Source organism: Cystobacter fuscus (assembly GCF_002305875.1).
GTDB lineage: Bacteria > Myxococcota > Myxococcia > Myxococcales > Myxococcaceae > Cystobacter > Cystobacter fuscus_A.
Window position 1 is genome coordinate 9011984 of sequence record NZ_CP022098.1, and the last position, 21842, is coordinate 9033825.

General features: G+C 68.7%; 10 protein-coding genes. 7 read left to right on the forward strand and 3 right to left on the reverse strand.

Annotated features, from left to right (window positions below):
- The first annotated feature begins 286 nt into the window (after positions 1-286).
- The 4 genes from CYFUS_RS36400 (at position 287) to rsgA (ending at position 9639) form a co-directional block, all read left to right on the forward strand.
- Entirely contained in the window at positions 287-5659 is a 5373-nt protein-coding gene (locus tag CYFUS_RS36400; RefSeq protein ID WP_095989394.1) for a trifunctional serine/threonine-protein kinase/ATP-binding protein/sensor histidine kinase, read from the forward strand.
- Between the two features lie 77 nt (positions 5660-5736).
- Positions 5737-7518: a signal peptide peptidase SppA gene (sppA, locus tag CYFUS_RS36405; RefSeq protein WP_095989395.1), complete on the forward strand. Its 1782-nt coding sequence runs from the start codon at positions 5737-5739 to the stop codon at positions 7516-7518.
- A gap of 412 nt (positions 7519-7930) precedes the next feature.
- Entirely contained in the window at positions 7931-8272 is a 342-nt protein-coding gene (locus CYFUS_RS36410; RefSeq protein ID WP_095989396.1) for a hypothetical protein, read from the forward strand.
- A 278-nt stretch (positions 8273-8550) separates the two neighbouring features.
- On the forward strand, positions 8551-9639 hold the full coding sequence (gene rsgA, locus CYFUS_RS36415; protein ID WP_095992447.1) for a ribosome small subunit-dependent GTPase A: 1089 nt from the start codon (positions 8551-8553) through the stop codon (positions 9637-9639).
- A gap of 49 nt (positions 9640-9688) precedes the next feature.
- Here rsgA and CYFUS_RS36420 read toward each other — a convergent pair whose 3' ends face one another.
- Positions 9689-11209 carry an ELWxxDGT repeat protein gene (locus tag CYFUS_RS36420; RefSeq protein WP_232537008.1) on the reverse strand — a complete coding sequence of 507 codons (1521 nt, stop codon included), beginning with the start codon at positions 11207-11209 and terminating at the stop codon, positions 9689-9691.
- 221 nt (positions 11210-11430) lie between these two features.
- Between CYFUS_RS36420 and CYFUS_RS36425 the strand changes: the two genes are divergently transcribed.
- On the forward strand, positions 11431-12174 hold the full coding sequence (locus tag CYFUS_RS36425) for a hypothetical protein (protein ID WP_157758863.1): 744 nt from the start codon (positions 11431-11433) through the stop codon (positions 12172-12174).
- A gap of 181 nt (positions 12175-12355) precedes the next feature.
- Positions 12356-17641 carry a trifunctional serine/threonine-protein kinase/ATP-binding protein/sensor histidine kinase gene (locus tag CYFUS_RS36430; protein WP_095992449.1) on the forward strand — a complete coding sequence of 1762 codons (5286 nt, stop codon included), beginning with the start codon at positions 12356-12358 and terminating at the stop codon, positions 17639-17641.
- Positions 17642-18047: 406 nt separating this feature from the next.
- Here CYFUS_RS36430 and CYFUS_RS36435 read toward each other — a convergent pair whose 3' ends face one another.
- A complete protein-coding gene (locus CYFUS_RS36435) occupies positions 18048-19019 on the reverse strand; it encodes a quinone oxidoreductase family protein (RefSeq protein ID WP_095989398.1) in 972 nt (323 codons plus the stop codon).
- 143 nt (positions 19020-19162) lie between these two features.
- Between CYFUS_RS36435 and CYFUS_RS36440 the strand changes: the two genes are divergently transcribed.
- Positions 19163-21022, forward strand: coding sequence for a M4 family metallopeptidase (locus CYFUS_RS36440; RefSeq protein ID WP_095989399.1), 1860 nt, complete (start codon positions 19163-19165; stop codon positions 21020-21022).
- 6 nt (positions 21023-21028) lie between these two features.
- Here the strand turns inward: CYFUS_RS36440 and CYFUS_RS51970 are convergent, their stop codons facing one another.
- Positions 21029-21799 carry a hypothetical protein gene (locus CYFUS_RS51970; protein ID WP_095989400.1) on the reverse strand — a complete coding sequence of 257 codons (771 nt, stop codon included), beginning with the start codon at positions 21797-21799 and terminating at the stop codon, positions 21029-21031.
- Positions 21800-21842 lie beyond the last annotated feature (43 nt).

Consider the following 21842-nt stretch of genomic DNA (forward strand, 5'->3'; position numbering starts at 1 on the left):
GGAAGCGGAACATCATCCGCTCGCCTTCCTGCTCCATGGCATGGAGCCCCTCGAGCAGCTCGCTGAATCCGAATCCGGAACCGGCGCGGCCTGTCAAGCAGCCAAGGGGCAAGCATCCAGAACCAGATTATTTTCCGCCGTAACCAGTACTGTTCTCGATAATACGAGAACTGCACCCCATGGGAGCCCCGGCAGCGGGCCGGCACCAGCCCCGTCCGCGAGTCGCGAGCCATCGCCCTCCGGATCGTGGGGAGCGGGGGGCTCAACCAAGGTGGACAGTCTTCATATGGTCGGCATTCCTGGCTACACGCTGATCGACAAGCTCAAGTCGACGAGCACGAACATCTTGTACCGCGCGGTGCGCGACTCGGATCGCCTGCCCGTCATCGTCAAGATGCCCATGTCCGCGAACCCCGGCACTCGCGAGCACGACGACTACCGCCGGGAGCACGCCATCCTGCAGCGGCTGAGCGAGGTGCGCGGCGTGCCCCGGGCCCTGGGATGCGAGCTGAGCGGCGGGCGGCCGGTGCTCCTGCTGGAAGGAGAAGGCGGAACCGCCCTGTCCGACACCGTGGGGACTCCGCTCGGCGTGGAGCGCTTCCTCGAGCTGGCCATCTCCCTGGCGTCAACGCTCACGGAGATCCACCGTCGCGGCGTCATCCACAAGGACATCAAGCCCGCCAACATCATCCTCCTGCCCTCGGGGGAAACGCGCATCATCGACTTCGGGAGCGCCACCGTCCAGAGCGTGGAGCACGTGGAGGCGGCCCCCGCCCTCCTCATCGAGGGAACCCTGGCCTACATGTCCCCGGAGCAGACCGGGCGGATGAACCGCTCGGTGGACTACCGCACCGATCTCTACTCCCTGGGGGTCACCTTCTACGAGCTGCTCACCGGCACCCTGCCCTTCCACGGGGGCGATGCGCTCGAGTGGTTCCACGCCCACATGGCGCAGATCCCGAGAACGCCACACGAGCGCGTCCCGGCCATTCCCCCCACCCTGTCCGCCATCGTGATGAAGCTGCTGGCCAAGGTGGCCGAGGAGCGCTACCAGGGCGCCGACGGGCTGAAGGCGGACCTGCTGCGCTGCCAGGAGGCGCTCGGCCGGGAAGGAGAACTCGAGCCGTTCCCCCTGGGCGAGCACGACATCCCCACCCACTTCCAGATGCCCCAGCGGCTCTATGGGCGCGAAGCGCAGGTGAACACGCTGCTCCAGTCCTTCGAGCGCATTGCCCGGGGCGGGCATCCGGAGCTGGTGCTGATCAGCGGCTACTCCGGCATCGGGAAGTCCGCGGTGGTGCACGAGCTGTACCGGCCCGTCGTACAGCGGCGAGGCCTCTTCCTCGATGGCAAGTTCGACCAGTTCCAGCGGGACATCCCCTACGCCACCCTGGCCCAGGCCATCCGAGGCCTGGTGCGCCAGCTGCTGGCCGGCACCGACGCGGAGCTCGAGGTATGGCGCCAACAGCTCTGTGAGGCGTGGGAGGACAGCGGGCAGTTCCTCGTGGATCTGGTCCCCCAGCTCGAGCTCGTCGTGGGCAAGCAACCACCGCTCCCCACGCTCTCACCCGCCGAGTCGCACCACCGCTTCGACTGGGTCTTCCAGCGCTTCCTCGGGGTGCTCTCCACCCCCGCGCACCCGCTCGTCGTCTTCCTGGATGACCTGCAGTGGGCCGACGTGGCCAGCCTCCGGCTCATCCGCCACCTCTTCACCCACCCGGACACCCCGCCGTTGTTGATGATCGGCGCCTACCGCGACAACGAGGTCAGCCCCTCCCACCCGCTGATGCTGGCGCGGGAGGAGCTGCGCAAGGGCGGCGCGTGGGTGGCCGAACTCCGACTCGAGCCCCTGAGCCAGGAACAACTGCGGCAGATCATCACCGATGCGCTCCCGGGCGCGGAGCAGGAGGTCATCGAGCCGCTCTCGGACCTGGTGCACCAGAAGACCGGAGGCAACCCCTTCTTCTTCCTCCAGCTCATGCGGACGCTCAATCAGGACGGGCTGCTGACCCGCACGCCCGAGGGCCGCTGGCAATGGGATGAGCAGGGCATCCGGGCCCGGGCCTACTCCGACAACGTCGTCGACTTCCTGGTGGGCCGGCTGCGACAGCTCCCCGAGCAGACCCAACACCTGCTGCGCCTGGCGGCGTGCGCGGGCAACGCCTTCCCGACGCGGACCCTGGCCATCATCTCCGACAGAGCGGAGGACGAGGTGGAGCGGGGACTCGAGCCCGCGCTCCAGGAAGGCCTGTTGATGCAGGGGGGCCAGAAGCAGTACCGATTCCTCCACGACCGCATCCAGCAGGCGGCCCATGCCCTCATTCCCGAGGAGGAGCGCAAGGCCATCCACCTGCGTATCGGACGCTTGCTGCTGGCGAGCCTGACCCCGGAGGAAGCGCGCGAGAAGCTCTTCGACGTGGTGAACCAGCTCAACGCCGGGGCCGAGCTGCTCGTGCTCCCCGAGGAGCGCCACCGGGTCGCGCTGCTGAACGCCGAGGCGGGCAGGAAGGCGCAGGCCTCGACCGCGCACCGCTCGGCCATCACCTACTTCACCGCGGCCCTGTCGCTGCTGCCGGGCGACTCCTGGGAGGACGAGCACGCACTGACCTTCCAGCTCAGCCTCCAGCGAACGACGAGCGAGTTCATGAGCGGCAACACGGATGGGGCACGCCAGCTCGCGGAGGCGCTCCGCCCCCGGGCACGGACCTCCGCGCAGCTCGCGCTGGTGTCCGTGTTGTTGAGCGACATCCACATCGCCACCAGCGAGACCCTGCTCGCCGTGACCTGTCTGCTGGAGTGCCTGACCTCGCTGGGCATGCCCATGCCCCTCCACCCCTCCCGGGAGGAGGTGGAGGTCGCCAACGCGGAGGTGTGGTCACTGATGGGAGGGCGCCCCATCGGGAGCCTCCTCGAACTGCCGCTCATGACGGACCCGGACATCCAGGTGGTGATGAGCGTCCTCGCCGCCCTGTTCACGCCCGCGCTCTTCACGGACGTCAACCTGCTCGTCCTCCACCTGTGCCGGATGGTCTCGCTCTCCCTGCGCCACGGCAACAGCGAGGCCATGACGAATGGCTATGCGTGGTACGGCATCACGCTGGGTGACCGGTTCGGGCGCTACCTGGAGGGCCATGCCTTCGGCGAGCTGGCCCTCGCCCTCGTCGAGCGCCACGGCTTCTCCACCTCCCGGGCGAGAAGCCTCTACTCGATGGAGATGATCAGCGTCTGGACCCAGCCCCTCACCCTCTCACTGGAATACATCCGCAACGCCTTCCAGCTGGCCGTTCCGGCGGGCGATTTCCAGACCGCCTGCTACTGCTGCAACCACATCATCACGAATCGCCTCGTCCACGGGCACAATCTGGACGAGGTCTACCAGGAGTCGATCGCGCGCATGGACTTCGCGCGGAAGGCGGGCTACCAGGGCGTCCAGCAAGTCATCCAGCACACCCAGCGCTACATGCAGCAGCTGCGCGGCCTGGCACCCTCCTTCGAGTCGCTGAACGGAGAGGACTTCGACGAGGAGTCCTTCGAGCTCGGGCTGTCGTTGAAACCGCACATGAGCACCGTGGTGTGCTGGTACTGGATCACCAAGACGCAGTCGCGCTTCATGTGCGGCCGTTACGAGGAGGCGCGGCAGGCGTCGACCAGGGCCGAGGAACTCCTCTGGTCCTCGGTCGGCCATATCCAGCTGGTCGACTTCCACCTCTACACAGCCTTGGCCCTGTCCGCCTGCTGCGAGGACGCGGCGCCAGAAGCCCGGCGGGACTACCTCGAGGCCATGCAGCGGCACCAGCGACAGTTCGAGCTCTGGGCGAAGCACAACCCCGGCAGCTTCCGCGCGTCCGAGCGGCTGGTGTCCGCGGAGCTCGCCTACCGCCAGGGCCAGTGGGACGAGGCGATGCACGCCTACGATGCGGCGCTCCACTCCGCACGCGAGCACGGCTTCCTCCAGAACGTCGCGCTCGCCAATGAACTCGCGGCGCGCTTCTGGCTCAAGCGGGGAGTCAAGAGCATTGCCCTGGCCTACGCCCGCGAGGCGCGGGAGACGTACCGGACGTGGGGGGCCCACGGCAAGGTCCAGCAGCTGGATGGCCAGTGGCCCTCGCTCTCCAGCACGGCGAGCGCTCCGGACCGCGGCACCTCCGATACGACCGCGACGCATCTCGACGCGATCACCGTGGTGAAGGCCCAGCAGGCCATCTCCGGGGAGATCGTCCTGGAGCAACTGGTGTCCACGCTGCTGCGGGTGGCCATGGAGAACGCCGGCGCCCAACGAGGCGCCCTGCTGCGCCCGCTCGGCAACAAGCTGCGGCTGGTGGCCATCTCCAACGTGGTGGAGGGGGGCACCGTGGTGCTCCCGGAGGACAACGCCACCCACGAGCTGCCGTGGTCACTCCTCACCTACGTCAAGCGCACGCACGAGCACGTGCTCATCGGGGATGCCTCCCGGCCCCATCCCTATGCCTCCGACGACTACTTCGAGCGCGGCCGGGCCAAGGCGGTGCTCTGCCTGCCGCTGCTGCGCCAGGAGGAGCTCGTCGGCGTGCTCTACCTGGAGAACAGCCTCACCGCGGACGCCTTCACCCCGGCGCGCATCCGGCTGCTCGGGCACATCGCCTCCCAGGCCGCCATCTCCATCGAGAACGCGCGACTCTACGCCGACATCCATCAGGCCAAGGCCGCCCTGCGCGACGCCAACGACGAGCTGGAGCGGCGCGTGGACGAGCGCACGCACGAGCTCAAGGATGCCCAGGCCCGACTGGTGGAGATGGCGCGCGCGGCGGGCATGTCCGAGATCGCCTCCAACGTGCTGCACAACGTGGGCAACGTGCTCACCAGCGCCGTCGTCAACCTCGAGACGACGCGTCACGCGGTGGGCGCGTCACGGGTCGTCCGGGTGCGGCAGGTGGCCGCGCTGCTCGAGGAGCACCGCGAGATGCTGGTGGACTTCCTCACGAAGGATCCCCGGGGAAGCCGCCTGCCCGACTACGTGTCCGCGCTCGCCGCCGAGCTCATCAAGGAGCAGACGACCCTGCAGGAGAGCCTGGACGCCATGAACCGGCACCTGGAGCACATCCGCGCCATCGTCCAGGTGCAGCAGACCTACGCGAAGACGCCGCTGCTCACCGAGGAGTGCGACCTGGCGCAGCTCGTCGACGACACCCTGCGCATCCAGTACGCCTCGCTCCAGCGCCACGGCGTCACCCTCACCCGCGAGTTCGCCCTCCTGCCCCGGCTGCGGCTCGACAAGCACAAGGTGATGCAGATCCTCGTCAACCTCGTGGCCAACGCCAAGTACGCCATGGACGCGATGCCCGAGCAGCATCGGCACCTGTGCGTGCGGCTCACGGCCGACAACGGGTGGGCGCGCGTCCAGGTGACGGACAGCGGCGTGGGCCTCGCGCCAGACGTCCAGGGCAAGCTCTTCACGCATGGCTTCACCACGCGCAAGGACGGCCACGGCTTCGGCCTGCACTCGAGCGCGCTGGCGGCGAAGATGCTGGGAGGGCGGCTGAGGCTGGAGAGCGAGGGCCCCGGCAAGGGGGCCACGGCCACCCTGGAGATTCCGCTCAAGCCCGAGCCCAGGGACGTCCCCCCGGAAACCGGCCGGAGGGCGCCTGGCGGGCGGCCTCCTTCGTCCGCGAATGAGCGTTGACTGGAAACCGTGGCACCTTTTCCTACCCGCGCCGGGCGGCCGTCACGGCATGCTGGGCGCTTCTTCGGGGTGAATACATGAAGGACTTCTTCAAGACGCTTTTCGCCTGCCTGGTGGCGCTGGGTGTCTTCGTCGTGGGCTTTGTCTTCCTGTTCGTGGGCTTCGTGGCCGTGGTGGGTGGCTCCAGCGAGCCCCCGGTGCCATCCAAGGCCGTGCTCGTCGTGGACCTGGACATGAACCTGCTGGACCACGCCAGCGCGCCGGGCGTGTCGGAATCCCTGCAGACGGCCCTCCAGGGAGAGAAGAGCCGGACCCTGGCGCTCGCCACCGCCGTGGCGGCCGTGGACCGGGCCGCGGCGGACGAGCGCATCGTGGGGCTCTACATCACCAGCAACCTCGTGCCCGCCGGCTACGGCTCGGGCCCCGCCGCGCTGCGCGAGTTGCGCGGCGCGCTGCAGCGCTTCAAGGCCAAGAAGCCCGTGCTCGCCTACAACGTCGATTGGGCCAAGCGCGACTACTACCTGGCCTCCGTCGCCTCGCCCCTCTTCGTGAACCCCGCCGGCAGGGTGGAGATGAATGGCCTGGCGTCCGAGACCACGTTCTTCGGCGATGCCCTGCAGAAGTTCGGCGTCCAGGTGCAGGTCACCCGCGTCGGCAAGTACAAGTCCGCGGTGGAGCCCTTCCTCCTCAACCGCATGAGCGACCCCAGCCGGGAGCAGATGCAGATGCTGCTGGACGACCTGTGGACCGAGTGGAAGACCACGGTCGCCCCCGATCGCAAGCTGACCCCGGAGGCCCTGCAGGCCCTGGCGGACGACAAGGGCATGCTCCTGCCCGAGGAGGCCCAGGTCGCCGGGCTCGTCGACCGCGTCGCGTCCTTCGACGAGGTCATCGAGGAGCTCAAGAAGCTGTCGGGCACCGACTCCGAGAACAAGAGCTTCAACCAGGTCGATCTGGCCGCCTATGCCGGCACCGAGGTCCGCCCCGGCAAGGGCAAGAACCGCATCGCCGTGGTGTACGCCGAGGGAGAGATCGTCAACGGAGAGGGGCGCTCGGACCAGGTGGGCGGGGATCGCCTCAGCCGGGAGCTGCGCAAGCTGCGGCAGGATCCCGACGTGAAGGCCGTGGTGCTGCGCGTCAACAGCCCGGGTGGAAGCGCCAGCGCCTCGGATCTCATCCAGCGCGAGGTCATCCTCACCCAGAAGACCAAGCCCCTGGTGGTCTCCATGGGCACCTATGCCGCGTCCGGGGGCTATTGGATCAGCGCCTACGCGGACCGCATCTTCGCCGCGCCCAACACCCTCACGGGCTCCATTGGCGTCTTCGGCCTGCTGCCCAACTTCCAGAAGCTGGCCAATGACCTGGGCGTCACCTTCGATGGCGTGCAGACGGCGCGCATGGCCACCCTGGGCACCGTCACGCGCCCCCAGGGCGAGGCGGAGCTGGCGCGCATCCAGGCCCTCACGGATCGCATCTACGAGCAGTTCCTGGACAAGGTGTCCGAGGGCCGCAAGCTGGACCGGGAGAAGCTCAAGGAGATCGCCCAGGGCCGCGTGTGGTCCGGAGTCCAGGCCCAGAAGCTGGGGCTCGTGGACGAGCTGGGCACCCTGGAGGACGCGGCCCGCTTCGCCGCCGAAAAGGCGGGGGTGGACAAGGACTACCGGATGGACATGCCCAAGGGGCGCAAGTCCTTCGCCGAGCAGCTCGCCGAGTCCCTGAACGAGGAGGCCCGGCCCAAGGCCCGCTCGTCGGTGGACGTGCTGCTGGCCGATGTCCAGCACCAGGTGGAGGTCCTGCGCTCCCTCAACGACCCGGCTGGCGTCTACGCCCGCATGCCGTTCGAAGTTTCCATCCACTAGCGTGACTCACAAATGTCGGCCCTGGAGTCTTCCCCTTCGAATGCCCCCGACGACGGAGGAGAATGACCATGCCTCTAGAGCCACAGCGAATGGATGAGGATCATCGCCACGTATGGCTGATTGGTGACCTGCTCGGAGCCATGATCGGCGGTACGCGAGGGATGATCCTCGCGCCCGCCTGCGCTGGCCCCGCCCCAGGCCCACCGATCACGCCATTGCTCTCACGGATGGGTGACTGCCTCGTCACCCAAACCCTCAGGACAGCGCCCGGCTGAGTTCGACCCGAGGCGCCTGTCCCAGCCTTGCTCGCCTCTCGGGGTGGAGCATGGGCATCGAGGTGCGTGCGTGGACCTGGAGCGGTGCGGAGAAGCAATCACGCCCCCCCTCACTTCCTCGACGCACGGAGTCGCCCATGCTCGATACCCCTGCTCAAATCGCCCGGACCCTCACGTCCCGGAAGGTAAGAACCACCACGATTGCCTTGTTGGTCGCCGGCTCGCTCGTCGTCAACGCCGCGCCTCCCGAGCGGCTCCCCACAGCGGTCATTGGCGGGTCAACCGGATTCATCCTCCTGTTCGCCTGGCTGTTCTTCAACAGGGGCATTTCCCAGCTCCCCCAGAAGCAGCGAGGGCCACTCATCCTCGTGGTGCTGGTGATGTTGGCCCTGCTGCTCGTGGTCCAGGCCCGAGTCGTCCTGAGCCTGGTTGACACGGTGTTCCAAAGCCAGGCACTGAACACCCGGGACACCCGATGACAAGGCGGGGGAGGCCATGAGCGTGGGGCCTCGCCAAGGGAAGCACGCCCACGGTATGTTGAACCCCATGGGGGGCGATGGACGCCGCCCCATGAACCTCCTGGAGGCAACCATGAACGCCGCCCTTGATCTTGTCGCGGTCGCTGTCCTGTTCGCCCAGGGGGCGCGGGCCGCCTGACAGGCCCCGAAGGTCCGACGCAGCGCGGTCCCGCTCCTTGCTGGGTGCCCTCGAGTCCTCAGGTGCGCCGCAGGCACCGTTCTGCCCGGAGTCCTTCACCGTGTTCCTCGAATCCCTCGGCTGGGGTCCATCCCTCGCCCACGCGTTCTCCGTTGTCCTCGACAGCTCTTCCCTGCCCCTCGTCCCCGGCCGCGTCGTGCGCCAGGAGCGCGGGCTGCTCACCGTCCAGACCTCCGAGCTTCGCCTGCTCGCGCGCCCCTCGGGACGGCTCCTCCACCACGCCTCCGGCGCCCAGGCCCTGCCCACCGTCGGGGACTGGGTGGCGCTGCAACCCCCATCTGGCCCGGGCGAGGCCCTGATCCACGAGGTGCTCCCGCGCCGCGGCGTCCTCATGCGGCGTGAAGCGGACAGCGAGCACGAGGGGCAGCTCATCGCCGCGAACCTCGACGTGGTGTTCCTCGTGACGGGGTTGGATGGCAACTTCAACCCGCGCCGCATCGAGCGGGCGCTCACCCTGGCGTGGAGCAGCGGGGCCTCGCCCGTGGTCGTCCTCAGCAAGGCGGACCTCGCCCCCGAGGTGGCCGATCGCGTCCGCGAGGTCGAGGCGCTCGCCCCCGGAGTCCCCGTGCTCGCGCTCAGTGCCCACACCGGAGAGGGCCTCGAGGCGCTGCGCGCCCACCTGCCCCCCGCGACGACGGGAGCGCTGCTCGGCTCCTCGGGCGTGGGCAAGTCCACCCTCGTCAACCACCTCGTGGGCGAGGAGCGTCTGGCCACCCAGGCCGTGCGGCCCGAGGACGACAAGGGCCGCCACACCACCACCCACCGCGAGCTGTTCCTCCTGCCGCACGGCGGGCTGCTCATCGATGGGCCCGGGATGCGCGAGCTCGGGTTGTGGGGAGGAGAGGAAGAGGGGCTCGGCCAGGCGTTCGCGGACCTCGTGGCGCTGGCCGCCCACTGCCACTTCCGGGACTGCACGCACCGGGGAGAGCCGCGCTGCGCGGTGCGTGCCGCCGTGGCCGAGGGAACGCTCGACGAGGAGCGGCTCGAGAGCTTCGAGAAGCTGCGGCGCGAGCAGGCCTACCACGCCCGTCAGTCGGACGCCGCCGCGCGGCGCGAGCACCACCGCCACGTGAAGAGCCTCACCCAGGCCGGCTGGGAGCGCTCACGCTCCAAGCGGCGAGGAGACTGAGGACGGAAGGGGGCCCGGACCGTTCCGGGTGTGGGTCCCCTTCCCTTTTCTATTCGCGCACCGGGGCCACGCACGCGTCGCGCAGGGTCGTGGACCACAACTGGTTGGCCTGGGTCTCGTCGAAGGCACTGAAGAAGACGCGACCCCCCACGCGGAGGAACTCCCGCGGGTAGGAACTGCCGATGCTGGCGGGCGCGATGTCCTCCAGCCTCCGCGTGCCCGCGGGCGTGCCGTTCGACACCCAGGGCTCGAGGCCCGCCGACTCCTGCTCGAAGGCGCTGAAGAAGACGAGCTCGTCGCTCACGGCGTAGACGGGCGAGCCGTATTCGTCCGACAGGCTCAACGGCCGGCGCAACAGTGTCGTGCCCGAGGCCGTCCCATCCGTCACCCAGAGCTGCGCGTCCCGGGGCGCCGGGCCCGAGCTGCCAATGTAGAAGGAGAAGAAGATCTTCGTGCCCTGGGGGGCGACACTGACGTCCGTCACGTACGGAAACGCCTCACCCTGGCTCGCGTAGGGGTTGGGGATGGTGAAGATGCTCGTGGAGTCCCCCCCCGCCACCGGAAGGCGGTTCAGGACCATGTACTGGGTGCTGTACGAGGTCGTCGTCAGGTACAGGTAGGAGCCCAGCATGTCGAGCAGGCGCACGCCGCGCGAGGGGCCGAAGGTCTTCAGACGCACCGTCCCGGCCGCCGTGCCATCCGTCTTCCACACCTCGGTGTCATTGGTCGGTTCTCGCAAGGCGAAGAAGGCGAGTCCGCCGGAGATGCGCAGCTCGCTGGCGTACGCACTGTCGGGTCCGGCATCCAGGCGCTTGAGGCGAACCGTGCCCCCCGCCGTGCCGTCCGTGCTCCACAGCGCCGTGCCCGACGCGTCCCGGGCGAAGAAGAGCAGCGCGCCGCCCAACCGGCCCGCCGCGTTGCTCACCTCGGTTCCCTCGGGGAAGTCGCGCACCCGCACCGTGCCCGCCTCGGTACCATCCGACGTCCACAGCTCGCCGCGCGACGACGAGGACACCGGGTCATACACATCCCGGAAGAAGACGAGCCGGCCACCCAGCGCCGTCAGGTGCGACACGTACGAGCCCTCCACTCCGGGCGTCAGATCCTTCAGGAGTCGCGTTCCGCCGCTCGTCCCGTCGCTCACCCACAACTCCGACCCGTGCTCGGCATCCGCCGCCTGGAAGAAGAGCAGGGACGGAGAGGCCGTGAGCTCGCGCACCGAGGGAGTCATGTGCGCCTCGGTGACTGGGAACTCCTTCACCAGGACGGTCCCCGCTTCCGTGCCGTCGCTCTTCCACAAGGCCCTGCGGCCGTCGTCGAAGTTCGCGGCGAAGTAGAGCTGGCCACGGAACTCCTCGAAGGACTCCGGGAACGAAGCCAGGCGAGGAGGATGGTCGGTGGGGGGAAGAATGGTGCGCACCCGCTGGGTGCTCGCCTCGTCCGGAAGGCACAGGAGCGCGGAGGCCACGTCCCGCGTCGCGACCTCCTCCCCCTCGTCCGGAAGCGGACCGCCACAACCCACACCGAACGCCAGGAGGAACAACCCCATCCCTTCACGCCACATCGCCATGCTCCACCCCTCCGCTGACTGGGAGGCAAGGGTGGGATGCGTCAAGCCTCGCGCCAAGTGCTCCCCGGCAGAGCCCTGCTCGGCTGCCTGGAGACCCCTGGCCCTCGACGACCTGGAAACACCCAGCCGGATTCAACGGGGTGCTCGCGGATGAACAGTCCTCGCCCGCCCGACTTCGTCCCGACTTGCCCGTCACGGAGCAATGAAGGCTCTCATACAGAATGAAGACGACCTCGCGAATGCTCGTGTTCCTCGTGCTGGGTCCACCGACGCTCGCTCGCGCCGCCGAAGACGACTGGAACATGCGGGATACGCTGCTCACCGAGGCCGCCGCGGTGCCCGGCGCGGGCACCGTGCGGGTCAGCGCGGGGGGCGGACTCAATCAGTCAGACGATGGCGCGGACGCCTCCGTCACGAGCCTGGGCGCGTCCCTGCTGTGGTCCCCCGTCACGAACCTCGCGCTGGGCGTCTCCTCCCAATGGCAGGGAGGCTCATTCACGCCCACGGCCTCCGTGCGCTGGCAGTTGCTCTCCGAGGCCGTCGCGCCCGTGAACCTGACGGCCCTCGTGCGTTTCAGGGCAGTGGGCATGGAATCAACGGGCTCCGAGCTGGATGCCAAGCTGGCGTTCGGGAGGACCCTCGGACGCGTGGGACTGACGGGAAACGTGCTCGTCGGCAAGGGCCTGGGCCACCGGGGCGACGTGGACTTCGAGGCGGCTTCGCTCGCGTCGTACCAGCTCACCCCCTCCTTCCGCGCGGGCCTGGAGGGGCGCGTCCACTTCGAACTCGTCGACGAGTTCAAGACGCCCGAGGACATGGGGCGGCCCTTCGGCCTCGTGGTTGGCCCGACCGCCTCCTACGTGTGGAAGGGCTTCCAGTTGCAGGGCCTGGTGGGTTGGAGCTCGCCGCGCGGCTCCGCCCCCACGGGCGTGGTGGCGCAGGCGCTGGCGACCTTCGACTTCTGAGCCGCCCTGCTCCGCAACCCTGGGGTTTGAACTCGGGGTCCATCCCTGGAGATGCCGTCAGTCCGGGTTCAACGGGGGGGAGGCGAGCCAGCGGAGTGGATGCACATGACGGAGTCCCTCCGACCCTGTTACACCCCATGACGGTTGCGCCCAAGCGTGTCAGCGCCCCGGCCGACGCATGATGCTCGACATCCCAGGGTACAAGCTCCTCGGTACGCTGCGCACGACCAGCGCGAGCGTGCTCTTTCATGCGGTGCGTGAGTCGGATGGCCTGCCGGTCATCATCAAGACCCCCGCCGTCCAATCCCCCAACCTGCGCGAGCGCGAGCGCTACCGCCGGGAGTTCGGCATCCTGCGGCGGCTGCGGGAGGTGGGCGGCGTGGTCCGCGCCTTTTCGCAGGAGGACGTGCTCGGCCGGCCCGTGATCCTCATGGAGCGGCTGCGGGGCGAGCCCCTGGCCGACTTCGTGGGCAAACCCATGGAGGTGCCCCGGTTCCTGGAGCTGGCCCTCTCGCTGGCCTCCACCCTCGCGCAGGTCCACCGCCACGGCGTCATCCACAAGGACATCAAGCCCGCCAACATCATCGCCGAGCCCGAGGGCGGCGCCCGTCTCATCGACTTCGGGGTGGCCACGCTCCAACGGGTGGAGCACCAGGAGGCGGCGCCCGCCTCCCTCATCGAGGGGACACTCGCGTACATGTCGCCCGAGCAGACCGGGCGGATGAATCGCCAGGTGGACTACCGCACGGACTTCTACTCGCTCGGGGTCACGTTCTACGAGCTGCTCACCGGACTGCGCCCCTTCCATGGACGGGACGCGCTCGAGTGGTTCCACGCCCACATCGCCCAACGTCCGAAGCCTCCCCACGAGCTCGTCCCCGGCGTGCCTCCCGCCCTCTCGGCCGTCGTGCTCAAGCTGTTGGCCAAGACGGCCGAGGAGCGCTACCAGAGCGCCGAGGGGCTGCGGATCGATCTGGAGAAGTGCCGCGACGGAGCGCTCGAGGCGTTCCCCCTGGGCACCGCGGACAGCCCCCAACGCTTCCAGTTGCCTCAGCGGCTCTATGGGCGCGAGACGCACGTCGCCACGCTGCTGCGGGGATTCGAGCGCGTCGCGCGGGGAGGAGCCGCGGAGCTCATGCTGGTGCACGGCTACTCCGGCATCGGCAAGTCCTCGGTGGTGCGGGAGCTGCACAAGCCGGTGGTGCAGCGGCGTGGGTTCTTCCTGAGCGGCAAGTTCGAGCAGTTCCAGCGCGACATCCCCTACGCGACGCTGGCCCAGGCCATCCGCGGGCTCGTGCAGCAGTTGATGGCGGGCAGCGACGAGGAGCTGGCCCACTGGCGCGAGCGCCTCCAGGCGGCCTGGGCGGAAAAGGGCCAGGTGCTGGTGGAGCTCGTCCCCCAGCTCGAGCGCATCGTGGGCCGGCAACCCCCGGTCCAGGAGCTGACGCTCTCCGAGGCACAGAACCGCTTCAGGCGGGTGTTCCGCCAGTTCCTCGGCGTCTTCGCCACGCCGGAGCAACCCCTGGTGCTGTTCCTGGATGACTTGCAGTGGGCGGACCTGGCCAGCCTCCAGCTCATCCAGCACCTGCTCACCCACCCGGAGACGCCCCCCCTGCTGCTGCTGGGCGCCTACCGGGACAACGAGATTTCACTCTCGCATCCCCTGATGTTGACGTTGGACGCGGCGCGCAAGTCAGGCGCCCGGGTGACCGACCTCCGGCTCGAGCCACTGAGCGTGCAGCAGCTCCAGCAGCTCGTCACGGACGCCCTGCCCGGAGCGAGCCCGGAGCTCGTCGTCCCCCTGTCGGCGCTGGTGCGCGAGAAGACGGGCGGCAACCCGTTCTTCGTCAACCAGCTCCTGCTCGCGCTCGACCACGACGGCCTGCTCACCCGCACGCCCCAGGACACCTGGCAGTGGGACGCCGAGCGCATCCAGGCCAGGGGCTACTCGGACAACGTGGTCGACTTCATGGTGGCCAAGCTGCGCCAGCTCCCCACGTGGGTCCAACGCCTGCTGAGCCTGGCCGCGTGCGTGGGCAACGTCTTCTCCCTCGCGATGCTGAACACCCTGTCCGGACAGCAGGGGGAGGACGAGGTGGAGCGGGGACTCGCCCCCGCGCTGCAGGAGGGTCTGTTGACGCGCGACGGCCCGGAGCAGTTCCGCTTCCTGCATGATCGCATCCACCAAGCGGCTCATGCCCTCATCTCCGCGGAGGAGCGCAAGGCCATCCACCTGGGCATCGGCCGGACGCTGCTCGCGAGCCTCTCTCCGGAGGAGCTGCACCAGAAGCTCTTCGACGTGGTGAGCCAGCTCAACGACGCGGTCGAGCTCATCCACGAGCCCGCGGAGCGCCACCGCCTCTCGCGGCTCAACGCCGAGGCGGGCATGAAGGCCAAGGCCTCCATCGCGCATCGCCCCGCCATCTCCTATTTCACCAAGGCCTTCTCGCTCATTCCCGGGGACCCGTGGGAGACGGACGCCACGCTGGCCTTCCAGGTGCGGCTCGCCTGGGCCCAGTGCGAACTCATGAGCGGCAATCCCGCCGAGACGGGCCGGCTGATGGAGGGACTCCTCACCCGGGCGCCCACCCTCGCGGACAGGGTGGCCACCTACCTGCTGCTGAATGACCTCTACCTGGGCACGTCCCGGATGAAGGAGGCCAGCGCCTGCATCCTGGAGTGTCTGGCCTTGCTGGGCATGTCGATCCCCGCGGCCCCCTCCGCCCAGGAAGCGACGGCCGCCTACGAGGAGGTGCGGGCACTGCTCCGGGAGAACCCCATCCGGAGCCTCGACGCGCTTCCCCGCATGACGGATCCGGACATGAAGCTGACGATGGACGCCCTCCTGTCCCTCTTCTCCTCATCCTTCTTCATCGATCCCCACCTGCTCATCATCAACCTGAGCCAGATGGTCACCCTGACGATCCGGCACGGCTTCACGGAAGCCGCCCTGTCCGGGTTCAGCTGGCTGGGGGTGATGGCCGGCGCCCACTTCAACCACTACCGGGAGGGCTATGCGCTGGGAGTGCTCGCCCGGCAGCACCTGGAGCACCACGAGCTGTCCTCACAGCGGGCCAAGGTGCTCTTCAGCCTCCAATTCATCAGCTATTGGGCCCAGCCCCTCGCCGTGACCCAGCAGCTCGTCATCGAGGGCTTCCAGCACGCCGTCCAGCAGGGAGAATTCCAGGTGGCCGCCTACTGCGGCAACTCCATCACCCTGAACCGCCTCGCCATGGGGCACCACCTGGATGACGTCCACCAGGAAGCGCTCGTGCGAGGCGACTTCTCGCAGAGGGCGGGGGTCGCCGATGCGCGGAGCATGCTCCTGCTCCATCAAAGCTACGTGCGACAGTTGCGCGGGCACTCGCTCTCGTTCGACACGCTGAGCGGAGAGGACTTCGACGAGCAGGCGTTCGAGGCGTCACTGAAGTCCTCGCGACTGAACGGCCCGCGCAGCACCTATTGGCTCGTCAAGATGAAGTCCCGCTTCATGTGCGGCGCCTACGAGGAGGCGCTCGAGGCCGCCAACCAGGTGGCCGGGTACATCTGGGTCATGAGGGGAAGCATCAACATCCTGGACTTCCACCTCTACCGCGCCCTCACGCTGGCCGCGACCTGCGAGGGCGAGGCGACGGCGGCGAGGGAGAAGACCCTCGAGGCCATCCAGCGGCACCACGAGCAGCTCGCGTCCTGGGCGGATAACTGCCCCGAGACCTTCCGCGCCCCCGAGCGCATGGTGTTCGCGGAGCTGTCCCGGCTCACGGGGCGGCTGGATGACGCGATCATCGCCTATGAGGACGCCATCCGCTCGGCGCGCGACAACGGCTTCACCCAGAACACCGGCATCGCGGCCGAACTCGCGGCGAACTTCTGGCGCGCGCGGCGGGCGACGACCACCGCCCTCACCTTCGCGCGCGATGCCCGGGCGGCGTACCAACAATGGGGAGCCCTGGGCAAGGTGCGTCACCTGGAGTCCCGATGGCCAGGCCTCGAGCCCTCCCGGACCGACGTCGAGGACGCCACCACCGCCACCACGGACTCCACCCAGGTCGACGCGCTCACGGTGGTCAAGGCACAGCAGGCCATCTCCCGGGAGATCGTCCTGGAGCGGCTGGCGACGACCCTGCTGCAGGTGGCCATCGAGAACGCCGGAGCCCAACGCGGCGCCCTGTTGCTGCCCGACGGGGACACGCTCTCGGTGGCCGCCATCTCCGGAGGCCCACCGGAGGACAGCGCCGTGCGGGTCGGGGAGCAAGGCACTTCCCAGGAGCTGCCCTGGACGCTCATCGGCTACGTCAAGCGCACCCACGAGCACGTCCACATCGACGACGCCGCCCAACCCCATCCGTTCTCGTCCGACGAGTACCTGCGCGGCCACGAGACCCGCTCGGTGCTGTGCCTGCCGCTGATGCGCCAGGAAGTGTTCTGCGGAGCGCTGTATCTGGAGAACAACCTGGCCACCAACGCCTTCAACCCGAAGCGGCTCATCCTGCTGAGCCACCTCGCCTCGCAGGCGGCGATCTCCATCGAGAACGCGCGACTGTACGAGCATGTGAAGCGGGGCGAGGCGGCCCTGCGCCGGGCCAACGACGCGCTCGAGCAGCGGGTGGAGGAGCGCACGCGCGCGTTGAAGGAAGCCCAGGCCCAACTGGTGGACACGGCGCGCGAGGTGGGCATGAGCGAGGTCGCCTCCAACGTGCTGCACAACGTGGGCAACGTGCTCACCAGCGCCGTCATCAACGTGGAGATGCTGCGCCGGGCCGTGGGCGACTCGCGCGTGAGCCGGGTGAAGCAGGTCTCCGCGATGATTCTCGAGCACCGCGAGGATCTCTCGGACTTCTTCACGGGCGACTCGCGAGGCCGGCAGATCCCCGACTACCTCGCCGAGCTGTCCGAGGAGCTGCTGCGCGAACAGGAGAAGTTGCTGGGAGACGTGGAGGAGATGGGCCGGAACATCGAGCACATCCGCGCCATCGTCCAGGTGCAACAGACCTACGCGAAGACCGCCGTCCTGGCGGTGGAGTGCGACCTCGCCCAGCTCGTCGACGATGCCCTGCGCATCCAGATGGCCTCGCTCAAGCGCCATGGCATCACCATCACCCGGGAGCTGCCCGTGCTGCCCATGGTGCAGATGGACAAACACAAGGTGTTGCAGATCCTCATCAACCTCATCAGCAACGCCAAGCACGCGCTGGACGTGCTCCCGGAGAGCCAGCGGCGGCTGCACGTGCGGCTCTCCACCCAGGGGCACAAGGTCCGCGTCGAGGTGGTGGACAACGGCATGGGCATCGCCCCCGAGTCACGTGAGCGGCTCTTCACGCACGGCTTCACCACGCGCAAGAACGGTCATGGCTTCGGCCTGCACTCGAGCGCGCTGGCGGCGCAGATGCTGGGCGGGCAGCTCACGTTGGAGAGCGACGGCCCCGACAAGGGCGCCACGGCCACGCTCGAGCTTCCCCTCGGCTAGGAAGAAAGCGGATTGAGAGGCCATGAAACGATGAGACCGCGCCTGGTGCTGTGGGGTTCGCTGCTGACGCTGCAATTGCTCGCAACGGCCTTTCCTCCCGAGGCCATTGGCCCCGCGGTGGCCGGTTCGGTCTACCTGCCCCTCATGGTCTTGCGAGCGGTGGGCCTCCCCGTTTTCGGGAAGGCGGAGTCCGGGGGATGGCCAGGGCCCTCACTGCTGGGGTGGATCCTGGTTGCCGGCTTCTGGGCGGCCGTGTGGTGGGGCGTGGTATCGCTCGTGAGCCTCCTCGGAGGACGAAAGCAAGGTCCGCCCGCGCGAGGCGCTTCTGGCGGAAGTGAAAGCAAATCCGCCTGAGATTCAAGGTGGTGCCGTCATTCTTGTCATTTCGTCATGGCCCCGTGCGGCCCTACCCCGCCACGGTCAGCACCACCTTGCCCACCGTCTCCCGGCCCTCCAGCCGCCGGTGTGCCTCGGCCGCCTCGGCCAGCGGCAGCTTCAGGCCAATGAGGATCCGAAGTCTCCCGTCCGCGACGTCGCGAATGAGCGACTCGAGGGCCCGGTGATGAGACCCCGGAGGATGCCGCGTGTGCAGCCAGTACGCGCTCACCTTCAATGACTTCTCGTAGAGGGTCTCCACGTCCAGGGCGGGGGGCCGGCCACTCGCCGAGCCATAGCTCACCAGATGTCCGAAGGGAGCCAACACCCGGAGACTCGCCTCCCACGTGCTCGCCCCCACCGCGTCCAGCACGAGGTCCACGCCCCCTCCGTCCGTGCGCCGGTGGACCTCCGTCACCACGTCCTCGCGGTCGTAGCGGATGACCTCGTCGACACCCAGTTCCTGGACGAGCCGGGCCTTGGCCTCGCTCGAGACCGTGCCGAAGACGCGCGCGCCCAGGGCCCTGGCGATTTGCACCGCCAGCACCCCGACGCCCCCCGCCGCCGCATGGACGAGCACGGACTGTCCCCGTTGTACCCGGGCCACCGTGTGCAGCAGGTGGTACGCCGTCAGGCCCTGCACCGGCACCGCGGCGGCTTCCTCGAAGGACACCTCGTCTGGCAGGGCGACGAGGCCACTCGCGGGGGCCTTCGCGAACTCGGCGTAGCACCCCGTCGTCAGCGTGACGACCCGTTGTCCCAGGAGGGCCTCGTCCACTCCCGGCCCCACCGCGCGGACCACTCCGGCGGCCTCGCTCCCGAGAATCCGCGGGAGGGGAACCTTCGTGTCATAGAGCCCTCGGCGCCGTTCCGTGTCCGCGAAGTTCACGCCGGCCGCGTGGACCTGGAGCCGGACCTCCCCTGGCCCCAACTCGGGCTCCGGCACGTCCTCGAGCCGCAGGACCTCGGGGCCCCCGATGTGGTGGTAGCGAATCGCTTTCATGGCGCGTCCTCGTAACAGGCCACCCGCAGCTTCGAACCGGATTTCACTGAAGTAAATGTTATCCCGTTGATTACTGATTTCGCGATCCTTCATACTGCGCCACCCTGGCGATCCGCCATGGCTCTTCACGGGGGAAACACCGGATGCGTACTCGGATGCTCGCGGCCTGCCTCTCACTCGCTGTCTCGGGTTGTGGAACGGAGTTGTCGGAATCATCCGCTGAACAGGCGCGTGCCGAGGAGGCCGGCTTCGGCTCGCTCGGGGATGTCCAGGCCGCGCTCGCGGCACTTCCCTCCGCCGAGATCGTGGGCTCGCACGACGATGGCGTTCCCTTCATGATCAAGGGCCGGTTGAGCACCCCCCAGGGCCTCGCCGCGGGCTCGTCACTGTCGAACATCGCCGCGGTGTTCCGCCTGAACCCCTCCGAGCTGGTGCGGACGCGCTCGCACCGGGACGAGCAGGGCCACCTCCATACCCGCTACGGCCAGACGAAGAATGGGCTGCCGGTGATCGGCGGAGAGATCATCCTCCACCAGGACGCCACCGGCCTCATCTACGCGGCCAATGGCTCGGCGCGTGATGGAGAGCAGGCCCCCACCCGGCCGAGCATCGCGGGTGACGCCGCGAGGAGCGCCGCCCTGAATGCCACCGCGGGCCGCCACCTCGCCACCGAGGGCGAGCCGCGTCTGGTGTACGTCCGCTCCAGCGACGGCGGCACGCTGAAGCTGGTCTATGAGGTCGTGGTGACGGGCGAGGGCGCGACGCTGCCCATCCGGGACCACGTGTTCGTCAACGCGGTGAACGGCTCCATCGAGCGGCGCGACGCGGACATCCACACGGCGCTCAACCGCATCGTCTACTCGGGGAAGACCAACACGGTCGTCCGCAAGGAGGGAGATCCCCCCACGGGAGACGTGATCGTGGACACGACCTACGACAACCTGGGCGAGACCTACAACTGCTACAAGACCCTGTTCAATCGCGACTCGTACAACAACGCGGGCGCGACACTGAAGGCCACGGTCCACTACGGCACCAACTACGTGAACGCCTATTGGGACGGCACGCAGATGGTGTACGGCGATGGCGACGGCGTGAACTCGCTCGCGCTCGGCCTGGACAAGGACGTGACCACGCACGAGCTCACCCACGCCGTGACCGAGAACGAGTCCAACCTCATCTACTCGGGCGAGTCCGGCGGGCTCAACGAGTCCCTCTCCGACATCTTCGCCAGCGTGTGCGAGAGCTGGGCCTCGGGCACCTGGTCCACGGCCCCGGACATCTACAAGATCGGCGAGGACGTCTGGACGCCGGGGACCGCCGGTGACGCGCTCCGCTACATGGACGACCCGGCCAAGGACGGCGTCTCGCTCGACTATTGGACGAGCAGCGCGGGCAGCAAGGACGTGCACTACAGCTCGGGCATCAGCAACCTGGCCTATGCGCTCCTGACCAAGGGCGGCACGCACCCGCGCGGCAAGAGCACCACGGTCGTGACGGCGATCGGCGTGGAGAAGGCCGGACGCATCTTCTACAGGGCCAACACGGACTACTTCACGGCCTCCACCTCCTTCGCCCAGGCGAAGACGTACACCGGACAGGTCGCGACGGCACTCGGCTACACCTCGGCGGAGATCGCCTCCGTGGCGGCGGCCTGGACCGCGGTGGGCGTGGGCGTCGGGGTGCCGCCCCCGCCCGCCACATTGACCAACGGCGTGGCGAAGACGGGCCTGGGCGCTTCCACGGGCAGCGAGCTGTACTACTACCTGGACGTGCCGGCCAACACGGCGTCCTCGTTCGTCATGAACGGTGGCACGGGAGACGCGGACCTGTACGTGAAGGCGGGCGCCACCCCGACCACGACCGCGTATGACTGCCGCCCGTACAAGACGGGCAATGCCGAGTCGTGCGCCATCGCGGCGCAGACCACGGCCACCCGCGTCTACGTGATGCTGCGCGCCTACAGCACCTTCTCCGGTGTATCGCTCACGGGCATCTATTAGCGGGCTTCAGCGCGGAGGTGGAGCGTAGGTCCAGGCGAGGAGGTCGGAGCGCTGTACGGAGCGCCCGTCCTTCAAGACCTCCAACGAGGCCTCCCCTCCCGCCCGAAGGACATACGTATAGCCCTCGTTGCGGAAGGTGAAGATGGAGCCGTCCGGGGTGCGTTCCTCGGTCCCGCCCTGGACCGTCTGCGAAGCCGGAGTCGTCTGGCCATAACCCTCCACCCGCGTCTGCTTCGCCTTGGCGGCGGCGGTGAAGTCGAAGGACTGGTAGGTGAAGCCATTCGCCTCCTGGGTGACGAGCACGCTGCGGGTGCCATCGAAGCCCATCACCCGCACGCCCAGCATCCACCGGCAGGACAGGTCCACCCCACCCGCCTGGAGGCTCACGAAGGGGGGAATCAGCGCGCGGTCGGGCTCGGGCAACATGCCAGGGTTGACCGCATGCAGGTTGCCCGCCTCCTTGCCGTCCTGGAGCAGCGGGTAGAAACGCTGGCCGGCTCCGGGAGACACCTCTCCCAGTGCGTAGGTCTGCTGGGTGGACGGAGCACCCTTGCGCTTCTCCACCCAGGTGAGCGTGGCGGTGGATCCCCCCTCGTCGCGCTCGACGACGGCGATCCGGGGCCGGTTCGTCCCATCACAGAGAAACCAGGCGGGACGCGGCGAGCCCTTCAGGCGCGAGAAGGTGTGGCTCGCCGCGGCGGGCTCCTCGGGCCGGGGGCTGGCCGTGGCACCGGGAGCACCCGCGTCGGGAGCAGCGGCCGCGGCCACGGGTGCCACGGGAGGAGCCTCGACGGGAGGCCGCGGGGCCGCCGTTGATTTC